Origin of the sequence: Pedobacter terrae, from assembly GCF_036946585.1 — a bacterium.
Taxonomy (GTDB): Bacteria; Bacteroidota; Bacteroidia; order Sphingobacteriales; family Sphingobacteriaceae; genus Pedobacter; species Pedobacter terrae_C.
In genome coordinates this window covers 22898-36257 of sequence record NZ_JAQIIV010000009.1, presented here as the reverse complement: position 1 = coordinate 36257, position 13360 = coordinate 22898, and the positions used below count along the sequence as shown (strand labels likewise).

Sequence of the window (13360 nt, the reverse complement as noted above, 5' to 3'; positions counted from 1 at the left end):
CTTTTAGTTAAAAACCTGCTCTTAAAGTTAAGGAATATGTTCTGGCAAAAGGGTTGCTGGTGCCACGTTCTACCTGTATAGAACTTACCCTGAAAAGGTCGTTGGTAATGGCCGTGAGCTGTAAACTGCGTAACCCTATTTTTTCCAGGAACTGTTTTTTGTAAAAAGTATAACCTAATGATGCAGAACTTAAAATCAGGTTATTATCATCCTGTACAAATCTTGACGTAAGCTTAGTTTGAGTTGGACTAGCTGTAATCCTTCTGAATTGACTTACATCACCCGGTTTTGCCCAACCAAGGTCATAAGCTCTTTGGTCTACATTGAATTTTGGATTAACAGATTCCACACGCTCTACCAAGGTTTGGTTGTACATTTGTCCGCCGAATTGGTAGTTAAAGATCAGATTAACCTCAAAACCCTTGTGTGAAAAGCCAGTGCCAAAGTTTCCGTTCCAAACTGGCTGACTAATTCCTACGGGTACCTTGTCAGCTACATTCCAATCAAGCGTGGTTTCTCCTGATTTTGTTAAAAACACCTCTGAGCCGGTAGTGGCATCAATCCCCAATGAACGTACTGCAAAAATGGTATTAAGCGATTGTCCTTCTATTAGCTGAATATTGGGTTTCACTTGATCAGGATTTCCATTATTCAATAAATTGTTTGACGACTGCAGCGCCGCTGAAATTTTTCTTAATGTGTTTCTATTCGTAAATCCATTCACATTAACTGTCCATAGCGTCCGGCTGAACGGATTTTCCAAGATGGTATACCTGGCATAAAACTCGAAACCTTTGTTTAATAATTCTCCAAAATTTTCGGTATAAGAGTTAAAACCAGTTGAAGGTGCCAGGGTGATCTGTGTTATCGCATTTTTGGTATTTTCACGGTAAAACTCAAACCTTAGGTTTAAACGGTTTTTTAATAAATCGGCGTCAAGCCCGATATTGGCTTTCAGCACATCCTGCCAGCTTAAGAACTCGTTTCCTAAACCTGCGAGTGTAGCGCCAACGTTACCGAAATAGGCAGTTCCTGCATTCACATTATACCTGTATTGAGAGGCATAAGATGGCACATTGAGCGAACCCGTAGAACCGTAACTTCCCCTGATTTTTAACCGGTTAACAAAGTCGCTTTTTTGGAAGAAAGATTCGTTGTGGATATTCCAGCCTGCGCCGACTGACCAAAACGTACCAAAACGTTTATCACTGCCATACTGCGAAGAACCATCCTTTCTGTAAGAAACACTGGCCAGAAAACGATCATCGTAGATGTAATTTCCGCTGTAAAGCAAGCCTACGCGGGCAACTGTATTTTCATCGCCAACCGGCCGCCCACTATACTGTGTAGCATAAAGGATGTTATCTAATTCATCAGTTAAAAAGCCTGTTGCAGAAAAGGTATTATAAGAGGATGTACTTCTAGATAAATTTAGTGCTAAGTTAGAAAACAACTGGTGTTTACCAAATATGGCATTCCAGCTTGCAGTTGTCAAACTTTCATAGCCCATACTGTTATTGGTGCTTAAATCATAACTTCCCTTCAGGTTCAGATCAGTAACATTATTAAACCTGGTGTTTTGTGCAGAATAAAATAAATCACTACCTCCGCTCTGTTTATTAATGCTTAAACTGCTCTCTATATATATAGATTGTGTAGGCTTGTATCGGGCACTAAAGTTATTGGAAATTCCAAAATAATTGGCACTGTTAATAGAATGGAATGTTGCATCATAGATTGGATTTGCGGTTTGGTAATTAAATCCGAGAAAACTTAAGTCCTCCACCATTCTGTTAGCATTGCCTTTACTATCATAAGGGGCCCAATAAGGATTCATTCCTACATAGTCTGCAAAATTACCATACGGCGATTCGTTAGACTTATTTTGAAAAATACGCAGGGAATTACGGAATTCAAATTTCTTTTTAAAATAATTTAAATCAAACTGACCTGAATAATTGGTACGGTCCTGGCCTTTCATTACACCCGATTGAAAGTCACCCGATACCTGGAGAGCATAACGTACCACAGAATCGCCTCCCTGGGCATAAACCGATGTCCGGTTACTATAACCATTTTGTGTTGGAAGAGATAACCAATCGGTATTTACACCCTTAACATAAGCTTTATAACGTTCGTTGTAAAGCATATCAAAACTGCTTTGCAAAGTATTTGATGTGGTACTATATAAACCTACCCTTTTTTCGAAATCGAGCTTTTGTTCCGAATTAAGCAGATGATATACAGAAAGATCGGGGGTAGTGAGGCGAAAGTCGTGGGTGATATTCACCTGCAGTTTGCCGGCTGCAGGGCTAAGTGTTGTAATTACAATCACACCATTAGCTCCTCTTGAACCATAAAGTGCGGTAGCAGAAGCATCTTTTAACAGGGTAATGCTTCTGATTAAATTCATATCAAGGTCTACAATACGTTGTAGGTTTACCTCAAAACCATCCAAAATGAGGAGTGGAAGGGTTGGAATAGATGACAGTTGACCTGAGAGGTTAGGAAAGGAATTTTCCCCACGGAGTTGGATATTTGGCAATTGGTTAATGTTACCGCCTGTTACATTGTTGGGTACTATCCTGAACGATGGATCGAGTGCACCGATTGCCGCAAATACGTTGTTGGCACTTACTTTTTTCAGTTCGGCACCCGTGAGGGTATTCGCTGCCCCGGTAAAATTTTCTTTGCGTTGCGTAAAGATACCATTAACTACTGTTTCATCCAGGCTTACGGCCTGTTCTTCTAAAAAAATACTGAAATGACGTTCTGCCCTGATTTCAACCTCAGCTGTTTTATAACCCACATACCTAAACTCCAGCACTTTGGCATTTGCTGGTATAGTAAGTTTAAAACGGCCGTTGTTATCTGTTTGGGTCTGGAACCTAGCGCCTTTAATAGAAACCACTACGGATGGTAATGGATTGCCAGTTTTACGGTCTCTAACTACGCCATCAATTTCATCACTCTGCTGCACTTTACTGGTCAGTATCACCGTTTTATCCTGAATGGTGTAGTTAATACCTTGTGGACCTAAGATTGATTTGAGTGATGCGTCAATAGATTGTTCTTTCAGGTTTACACTAATCTGTTTAGCACCTGAAATGATTTTATCAGAATAAACAAAATTATAGCCAGTCTGGATTTTAATCATCCGGAAAACTTCCGAAAGCGGTTGGTTAGAAACGCTTAGTGTAATCCGCTGCGCAAAGGTATAAGCGCTAACCTGCAAAAAAGATAAGATGAGCAGGAAATGGAACAAGGTAACTGCCCGCAGAATTCTGGGACGTGCAACACGATGCACGACCATTTTATTGGTCTTCATTAAGTTAGTTTTGGTTTAATAGTTGATAGTCGATTTTGGTTTGATTCTGTAATTTTTGCAGTCTACAAAAATTAAAATTTTGGTCTTTAGGTTAGCTTTTTGTCATATGTTGTATATTAATATTCTTTATTTTATGAGTTAAATTTATCTTATTACATAGTCGATACCACTACACGGTTACCCATGGTTTTAATCTTAACGGTTCCGGTAGCTTGCAGGATGTTGAGTACGCTATGGATGTCTGAAAATCTCGAAATGCTACCACTTATTTTTTCTGACGGTATTTCACCTTCATAAGTAATGTTTACATCATACCATCTCGCAATCAGTTTCATGATGGACTTGATATCCTGACTGGCAAAAACGAATTCGTTATTTTTCCAACCCGTTGCAGCCTCAATATTGGCAGTTGATTTTTCAATGCCTCCGTTATGTACTGTTCCTTTTTCGCCTGGTGCCAGTATAATTCTGTCTCTGGAGGTATTCATACTGATTTTTCCCTGTACGAGTGTGGTTATTTCCTCATCGTCATTTTCATAAGAACTCACATTAAATTCCGTTCCCAATACCTTGATATCATGCCCTCGTGTTGTTACCACAAAAGGATGTTCTTTATCATGAGCCACTTTGAAATAAGCTTCACCACTCAACTTTACCTTTCTGATTTCCGCATTGGCTAAGTTGGTCGTGTAGGTAAGACTGGAAGCCGCATTTAGCCATACCGAGGATCCGTCTGGAAGTTCAACCTTAAAGGTTTCGCCCTTTGCGGTAGACAGGGTGTTTGTTTTTAAGGTGTTATCGGCTTCATCTTTAACCTCGTAAACTAATTCGCCTTTAGCTGTCTTGGTAATTTTTACACCAGCTTCTTCAGCGAAAAGACCATTCTTCAGGTGACTTAACCTGATTTGTTTTCCATTCGCCAGCGTTAGGGTAGCGCCAAAAGTACCTGGTGTTATTTGTTCTTTTTGGTTTTGCACCAATGGTTGCTCGGGTGTCAGGTTACGTTCATAAAGCTTAAAAACGCCAAACAATACCAGGATTATCGCAGCAGCTGCCGCAAATCTTGGCCATAGCTTACGCTTAATTGCAACATCGGTTGCCGGAAGTTTCGCCCAGATTTCCTGCCCAATCAGTTCCATGTTTTCCGAATATTCAACATCGGCAACGGTATTGGCGTATGCATTAAACCAGGCTTCAATCTGGATTTCTTCTTCTGGTGTACAGTTACCCGCGTTATAACGGTAAAGCAGGTCCTGAGCGTATTTAGTTTGATCTTCAGTCATTTTTGGTCAGTAGATACTGGCTTAACGACTAACTGGGACGAAAGTCCCATGTGAAATGAAAAAAAATTAAAAAAAGATAAGATAGGTGTTCATGGTATCACCCAGCTTGTTTCTGAGGGTTTTTAACGCATTGCTGAGTTGATTTTTAACCGTCTTGTTGGAAATCTGGAGCTCATCTGCAATTTCCTGGTTGGATTTATATTCCTTTCGGCTCATTTCAAATATCCGACGCATCTTTTCCGGCAAGTGCTGAATTTCTTGTTCAATCTGATCGTACAGTTCTTTTTCAATATAAAGACGATCAGGTGTGGCATGGTTAAGCTGTATAAAACTGGTTAAAGATTCCAGGTATCTGTTTTCTACCTTCGTGCGTTTAACCAGATCAAGAATCCGGTTCCGGGTGAGGGTATATAAATAGGCTGCAAGTGGTACGTTTGCATTTTGGCTTTCTCTTTTAGCCCATAAAATCGTGAAAACTTCCTGTACCACATCTTTGGCCACATTTTCATCTTGAAGCATCTTACGCGAAAAGCGGTATAATACCTGCCAGTAACGATCATAAATTTCCTTATATGCGCTGCTTCTTCCAGCTTTTAAAGCCGTTAGAAGATCACTGTCGCGGGCGAATAAGGGTGTTGACATTAGTTATGGGTTGGTAATGAACGACATAATCACGTAGCAACTTAATTTATCGGTAGTTTTTGCAAATTTGAATGATAAAGCAGTAGTGCTACCGCAATTATACGGATTTAACTGTACAAATATACTTTAGTTTTACGGATTTGGTGCTACGCTACAACTTATAGTTTGCAGCCCAATAATGCAGGACGTGTTTATAATAAACTGCTTCGTATAATGGAAGTACTCAATCGCAAGGTTAAGATTATCAAATTTATACGCAACCAAGCTATTCGTAAACGATAAAAGACGAAGTTGTATTTAAATGAGTTTTCCTGGTAGAATTTGAAACGATTTACCAAATAAACTGCATTTAAAGTCGTGTTGAAAATCTTAAAATGTCGGATTTGTACAAAAAAAAGTCTTATTTATTTAATTTTTTTGGTTTAAAGTCGATTAATTTTGGTTGGTATATAGGGATCTGAAGATGCCTTAGCTTTAACCAAATAGATCAAACCGACTAGCATAGCCTTATTCTTGCTGAATAAGGCTATGTAGAAAACACACAATATGAAAAGAAGAACCTTAATTAAAGGCATGGCTTTGAGTTTATCATCGCTATACCTATCTAAAAGTTATGCAGGCCAACTGCTTAATGTGCCTTATGCGGCCGGGCCATTTAAACCCACATGGGATTCCCTGTCTGAATATAAAACACCTGAATGGTTTCGTGATGCCAAATTTGGTATGTGGGCACATTGGGGGCCACAATGCCAGCCTGAAGTTGGCGATTGGTATGCCCGTGAAATGTATATGGAGGGCAGTGCCAAATATAATTTTCATGTTAAAAAATACGGACACCCATCCAAATTTGGTTTTAAGGATGTAATTAATGAATGGAAAGCAGATCAATGGGATCCTGAAGAATTGGTTAGCTTGTATAAAAAAGCAGGTGCCAGGTACTTTATGGCCATGGCCAACCATCATGATAATTTTGATATGTTTAACAGTACGCATCAAAAATGGAATTCAACAAAGATAGGTCCTAAGAAAGATATCATTGCCGGTTGGGCAAAAGCAGCTAAAAACAATGATCTCCGTTTTGGTGTAAGTGTACACGCAGCCCATGCCTGGAGCTGGATGGAAACTGCACAACGTGCGGATAAACACGGGCCAATGGCAGGTATTCCCTACGATGGAAAAGTGACCAAGGCAGACGGTAAGGGAAAGTGGTGGGAAGGATTCGACCCTCAGGAGCTTTATGAACAAGATCATCCGCTTAGTAAAAACAGTGAAGATAATGGGATGATTCATAGTCAATGGGCTTGGGGAAACGGCGCATCGGTACCTTCTAAAGCCTATTGTGAAAAATTTTATAAACGCACCATTGAACTTTTAGATAAATATGGAGCAGATGTGGTTTATTTTGATGATTCCGTATTGCCATTATATCCCATCAGTGATGTCGGCTTACGGATTGCTGCGCACATGTACAACCAAAGCATCAAGAAATATGGTAAGTTGGAAGCGGTTTTGTTCGGCAAGGTACTAGACGAGCAACAACGTAAATGTATGGTATGGGATATAGAGCGCGGACAAACTAATGGTATTGCAGCAGAACCTTTCCAAACCGACACCTGTATTGGAACATGGCATTACGAACGTGCTTTTTACGATAACAATTGGTATAAAGATGCCAAAACGATTATCCACATGCTACTGGACGTGGTGAGCAAAAATGGTAACCTGATGGTAAATATTCCGGTAAGGGGCGATGGCTCGATAGATGAAAAAGAACGTGCTATAGTAGAGGGCATAACCGATTGGATGCAGCGAAATAGTGAATGCATTTACAGTACCCGCCCTTGGACGGCATTTGGTGAAGGTCCGGCTATTGCATCCGCTAAACCGATTAGTGCACAAGGATTTAATGAAGGTGGTGTAACATATGGTCCAAAAGATTTCCGTTTTACCACTAAAGGTAAAGATTTATATGCGGCCATGTTAGCCTGGCCTTCTGATAGAATAGCCATGATAGAAAGCCTGGCATCAAACAAAGTGGGTAAAGTACAAAAGGTAAGTTTACTGGGGTATCCCGGAACTGTAGCGTTTGAACAAACTGGAGCAGGCTTAAAAATAAACCTCCCTGAACAAGCACCAGGCGCTATTGCCTATGTGTTTAAAATAAATGGGGCCATTGTTTAGCCTGGTTTGACCGGTATTTTCTTCATCCAGGGATAAGGGAATTCTGAGGAACACCTGGGCAATTAATAATGCGCTTGGAATCATGATGCTCAAACAGGAAAAAGTCATGCGTTTCACATTGCATGGCTTTTAACATACCGATACGCCAATAATTATAATGAAATTAAACAAAAATATAAGAAAAATATTAGCAGTATGTGTTGTACTCACATTGCTGTCTCTTCATCCGCTGTTTGCCCAGTCGCCGGCTGCGGTGCCTGATTGGGGCAATTGGACACATTGGGGAGATCAGGGTAATGGTACCTATCGCAATCCCGTTTTACCTGGCGATTACAGTGATGTGGATTGTATTCGCGTTGGCGATTACTACTATGCTGTATCTTCTACCTTTCAATATTCACCAGGATTTGTGATCCTTAAGTCAAAGGACATGGTGAACTGGCAGATACTGGGGCATGCTGTTGAAGATATTACAACCATTTCGCCAGCGATGGACTATACCCAGATGAACCGTTACGGAAAAGGAATCTGGGCGGGGGCGATCCGTTATCACAACAACCGTTTCTGGATTTATTTCGGCGATCCGGACGAAGGTTATTTTATGAGTTCTGCAGCTAAACCAGAAGGGCCATGGGAACCTTTACACCGTGTTTGGGCCGAAAAAGGCTGGGATGATTGCTGTCCTTTCTGGGATGAGGATGGTCAGGGCTATCTCATCGGAACGCATTTCGCCGATGGTTATAAAATTCATCTTTTTAAAATGACGGCTGATGGCAAATCGTTGATCAAAGCATCAGATAAAGTAATTTATCAGTCTAATGGAAGCGAAGCCAACAAATTGTATAAGATTAACGGTTATTATTATCACTTGTTTAGTGAAGTACGTAATAACGTTCGCGTGTTGATGATGGAGCGTGCCAAAAACATTTACGGACCTTACGAAGGTCCACGGCAACTGAGCGAAGGGCAACCTGAGTTTAACGAACCTAACCAGGGTGGATTGGTACAAACCCAAACCGGAGGATGGTATTTTCTAACCCATCATGGTTCTGGCGATTGGTCAGGAAGGATTTTAAGTTTGCTGCCGGTAACCTGGTTAGATGGCTGGCCGGTTATTGGAAAGCCTAATGCCAATGGTATAGGAGAAATGGTATGGTCGGCACCAATGCCAGTAAAAGGTACCCGCAAAATGCAACCAAAAAGCAGTGACGATTTTAATGCCAAAACCATTCAGCCACAATGGGAATGGAACTACCAGCCAAAAAAAGATCAATGGTCTTTGTCCGAAAGAAAAGGTTGGTTGCGTTTACGTGCCTTTAAACCATTAAAAGATCATATTCTTTCTGCCGGCAATACCATTACCCAAAGGGTTTACCGTACCTCGAAAAATACCGTTACCGCAAAGTTTGATCTCCGTGGAATGGCTGATGGGCAAAAGGCAGGTTTATCGCATTTCGGCGCACCTCAATATGCTACTATTGGCTTTGAATGCGCTGGTCAGGTGAAGAAATTGGTATTCGGCACTAAAAATCAATCTATGCCTGGCCCTGAAATTAAAGGTAATGATATCTGGTTACGATCAGTTTGGGGCCTGGACGGTAAAAGTACCTTCAGCTATAGTTTGGATGGTAAGCAGTTTAAAACTTTTGGCGAGCCTTATCAATTACAGTGGGGATCTTACCGTGGTGACCGGATAGCCATATATAATTACAATCCCTTAAATAAGGGAGGATATATTGATGTAGATTACCTTCATTATGATTATGGACAATAGCAAAACGATGTATCTATATACACAGTCCGTGTTACGTTGGTTGATTCGTTTTGGATCACAAAACTTGTGGCGAATTTATGTTTTAACTTTCCTGGGCTTGTTGTGGTCGCTAACGCTGAACGCACAATCCTGGACAGCAGATAACGGAAATGGCACCTACACCAATCCACTTTTTTACGATGAATTTTCTGATCCAGATATTGTTCGGGTAGGCAATGATTTTTACCTCACCGGAACAACCATGCATAGCGTACCCGGTTTACCAGTATTACATTCTAAAGATCTGGTGAACTGGAAGTTGGTGAGTTATGCCATGGATCGTTTTACGCTGGGAGAAGAATTTGACCTGACCAATGGTAAAGAGGCATACGGACAAGGGATATGGGCACCGTGTATCAGGCACCATAATGGTGTTTTTTACATCTTTTCCAATGTAAATCGCCATGGATTGCAGGTTTTTACGGCTACAAATCCTGCCGGACCTTGGAAACAGCACCAGCTTAAACGCCATATTTACGACCTTTCTGTTTTATTTGAAAATGATAAAATCTATGTGGTTTATGGGGTTGGCGAAATTAAGCTGATTGAGTTGAGATCTGACCTTAGCGGTTTTGTGGAGGGCAGCGATCGGGTGATCATTCCACGGGGAAATGCCATGGGCGAAGGAAACCATCTATACAAAATCAATGGCAAATACTACATTACCAATGCCGATAACGGCCGTTTGCAATGTGCAAGGGCTGCTGATATTTACGGTCCTTATGAAACTACAGTAGTAAGTGCAAAGGAAACCATGGGTACTTCACTGGGATGGTTTACCCAGAATATGTGGTTAGATTCTGCTCTACCTGCAGCCGATGCAAAACTGGGCATAATAAAACAGAGCGATCAGCTTTTTGCTTCAGTCCCCATGCACCAGGGAGGCATTGTTGATCTTCCAAATGGCGATTGGTGGGGCTTTTCAATGATGGATTTTCGATCAGTAGGTCGTACAACCTTTCTTTCTCCCATAACCTGGAAAGAGGGATGGCCGTTTTTTGGTATCGAGGGGAACCTGGGTCGATCGCCTCGAACCTGGTTGAAACCCAACGTAGCCAATGCGGATCTGCCACATGCACCATATGTTAGAGATGACGAATTTGATGGTTCGAACCTGGCTTCTGCCTGGCAGTGGAACCATAATCCTGTTGATAGCAAATGGAAACTTAAAGGCGGGAAATTAAGATTAAATACCCTTTCAGCTAAAGATTTTCTCTGGGCCAGAAATACGCTGACCCAACGAGGCATTGGCCCTGATGCTAGTGCAGTAGTGGAGTTAAATGCGCAGCATTTAAAAGATGGCGATCTGGCCGGGTTGGGTTTAATGAATATTCCTTATGCCTGGATGGGGATTTTACGGGAGGGGAACCGTTTTGTTTTCCGCATGTTCGATCAGTATCAGCAAAAAACGATCGATAAACCGATAAAATCTCCACATATTTATCTACGCGCCTTTGGTAATTTTGATGAAGATATTGCCCAGTTGAGTTACAGTACAGATGGCAAAACCTTCGAGAATGTAGGTGACAGCATCCGTATGCCTTATCAACTTAAAACCTTTCAAGGTACCCGGTATGCGCTTTTTGCTTACAACACCAAAGGAAAAGAGGGTGGTTATGCCGAATTTGATCACTTTCAGTTAACTGAACCCTTGGCTGATCGATCTAAAAATTTACCACTGGGTAAAGTAATTACATTGACCAATCTTGCCGATAGGCGTCAGCTCTGGGCAAACCCACATGGCATGCTTTGCCCGGGTCGCACTTATAGTAAAGACCTGGATTCTGCTTATCAATTCCTCGTGTTAGACCGTGGGCAGGGGAAAGTTGCACTTCAGGCGCTTAATGGAACTGGATTTTTGACCATTACCAGTTTAGGCTTATCAGCAGATGTGCGTTTGATGAAAGATGAAACACCGGGCAGTCTGTTTATGTGGCAGGATATGTTAAGGGGACAATGTATGTTGCTATCCTTAAAAAACAACCGTTTTGTAGGGCTCGATCCCAAAACAGGAGAATTGTACGGCGCAGACTGGCCAGGTACTTTACCCAATAGAAAAGATGGTACCGTTTTCAGCTGGAAACTGGTCACAGAATAATTTTAAACACAAAATGAACCTATACAAACCATGAAAATTTCGATCAAAAAAGTTATTATTATTCTTTGCAGTATGCTAACCTGGTGTAGCTACACGGCGGTATTTGCTCAAAAAAAACAGTCTTTTCCGATCCTTTCTCCTAATGGAAAAATCAGAGTGGTTTTGGATTACCAGGTACAGGGCGCGAATGATACCACCGCCTCTGCACGGTTTCAGGTATATTATCAAAACAATGGAAAATGGTCGGGCGTTATGGCTAGTAATCAATTAGGATTGTATACAGACCAGGAACAATTTAAAAACCTGACGCTGAAAAGCACCGGAACGATAAAACGTATTGATACCCGCTATGAAATGGTGAGTGGAAAACGCAAACTCTGTGAAAATAATGCCAATGAGAGTACCTTTTCTTTTTCAAACGCTAATGGTAAGCTATTGAATATCGTTTTCAGGGTTTACAATGATGGTATCGCATTCAGGTATGTTTTGCCCAAATGGTCTGATCAAGCCGTTAACATCAAAGATGAATATACCACTTTTAATATTCCCACTCAAACAGAACGTTGGGCGCAGGCTTACGATCCAGGGTACGAAGATTTTTATCCTCACAGCACCAATGGAAAAGGCGAAAAAGGGCAGGAGTGGTCATATCCGGCACTTTTTAAATCGAAACAGGCACCAGTATGGTACTTAATTTCTGAAGCAGGGAATAGCGAATTTAACGCAGCATCTAAATTGAGCAATAAAGCAGATCTAAATCAATATAAAATAAGCTATGCTGCCGGTCGGAAGGGCTTTGAGCAACAAGGTAATGTGAGTAACCTGCCTTGGAATTCGCAATGGCATACTGTAACGATCGGTTCTTTGGAAACTGTGGTACAATCTACGCTAATTACTGATGTGAGTGAACCCAGCCGTATTGCACAAAAAGATTGGATCAAACCGGGGGCGGTTGCCTGGATTTACTGGGCTTACAACCACGGCTCCAGAGATTACCAAAAGGCGTTAGAATATACTGATCTGGCCAAAACAATGACCTGGCCATATGTACTCATCGATTGGGAATGGGATACGATGGGCAACGGAGGTAAACTGGAAGATGCCGTTAATTATGCCAAATCTAAAGGCATTAAACCGATGATCTGGTACAATTCGGGTACTACAGATTGGTCTACCTCAACACCGGTTGATAGAATGCGTACACGCGACAAACGTTTAAAAGAATTCGAGTGGTTAAATAAAATTGGGGTTTATGGGATTAAGGTCGATTTTTTTGCTGGCGATCAGCAAGACATGATGAAGTTGTACCTTGATATTTTAAAGGATGCAGCAGACCACCATTTGATGGTCAATTTTCACGGTGCAACTATTCCACGCGGATGGTCTAGAACTTATCCAAACCTGATGAGTGTGGAGGCCGTTTTTGGTGCTGAATGGTATAATAACGGAGATGTAATGACCCATAAAGCAGCAGTACACAATACTACTTTGCCTTTTACCAGAAACGTAATTGGTTCAATGGACTATACCCCGGTTACTTTCTCTAACAGTCAGCACCCGCACATTACTTCTTACGGTCATGAACTGGCACTTTCAGTTGTTTTTGAGTCGGCCCTACAACATTTTGCAGACCGCCCTGAAGCTTATTATGCACTGCCTGATGCGCCAAAAAACTTTTTAAAGACGGTGCCTACTGCCTGGGATGAAACACGCTTACTAAGTGGTTTTCCCGGGAAACATGTGGTGATGGCAAGAAAACGCGGTACCAAATGGTACATTGGCGGACTGAACGGACAGGAAAATGCAAAGATACTTCAATTTAGTTTAGACTTTTTGAATAAAAAACAAGCAAACATCAACATTATCCAGGATGGTGAAAATGATAAATCTTTTAAAACTGAAACTCAGGTTTGGCGTAAAGGACAGCCGGTTAAAATTAACTGTTTACCACGTGGTGGTTTTGTAGCCGTGGTAGAATAAAGATGGATTTCATTTATTTTAAGCAATTAGTAAGT

At 41.3% G+C, this 13360-nt stretch carries 7 protein-coding genes; 4 read left to right on the top strand and 3 right to left on the bottom strand.

The window, feature by feature from the left end:
- Positions 1-7: 7 nt before the first annotated feature.
- The 3 genes from PGN18_RS13415 to PGN18_RS13405 all read right to left on the bottom strand — a co-directional run bounded on the left by PGN18_RS13415 (position 8) and on the right by PGN18_RS13405 (position 5253).
- Positions 8-3328: a SusC/RagA family TonB-linked outer membrane protein gene (locus PGN18_RS13415; RefSeq protein WP_335320020.1), complete on the bottom strand. Its 3321-nt coding sequence runs from the start codon at positions 3326-3328 to the stop codon at positions 8-10.
- A gap of 152 nt (positions 3329-3480) precedes the next feature.
- Positions 3481-4611: a FecR family protein gene (locus PGN18_RS13410; RefSeq protein ID WP_335320019.1), complete on the bottom strand. Its 1131-nt coding sequence runs from the start codon at positions 4609-4611 to the stop codon at positions 3481-3483.
- Positions 4612-4677: 66 nt separating this feature from the next.
- Positions 4678-5253 carry an RNA polymerase sigma factor gene (locus PGN18_RS13405; RefSeq protein WP_335320018.1) on the bottom strand — a complete coding sequence of 192 codons (576 nt, stop codon included), beginning with the start codon at positions 5251-5253 and terminating at the stop codon, positions 4678-4680.
- 546 nt (positions 5254-5799) lie between these two features.
- Between PGN18_RS13405 and PGN18_RS13400 the strand changes: the two genes are divergently transcribed.
- The 4 genes from PGN18_RS13400 (at position 5800) to PGN18_RS13385 (ending at position 13325) form a co-directional block, all read left to right on the top strand.
- Positions 5800-7434, top strand: coding sequence for an alpha-L-fucosidase (locus PGN18_RS13400; protein ID WP_335320017.1), 1635 nt, complete (start codon positions 5800-5802; stop codon positions 7432-7434).
- Between the two features lie 157 nt (positions 7435-7591).
- Positions 7592-9208 (top strand): glycoside hydrolase family 43 protein, encoded by a 1617-nt coding sequence (locus PGN18_RS13395; RefSeq protein ID WP_335320016.1) that lies wholly within the window; start codon positions 7592-7594, stop codon positions 9206-9208.
- Complete coding sequence (locus PGN18_RS13390; RefSeq protein WP_335320015.1) at positions 9198-11345, top strand: glycoside hydrolase family 43 protein; 2148 nt, start codon at positions 9198-9200, stop codon at positions 11343-11345. Before PGN18_RS13395 ends, PGN18_RS13390 begins: the two co-directional genes overlap by 11 nt.
- A gap of 30 nt (positions 11346-11375) precedes the next feature.
- Complete coding sequence (locus tag PGN18_RS13385; RefSeq protein ID WP_335320013.1) at positions 11376-13325, top strand: glycoside hydrolase family 97 protein; 1950 nt, start codon at positions 11376-11378, stop codon at positions 13323-13325.
- Positions 13326-13360: the final 35 nt, after the last annotated feature.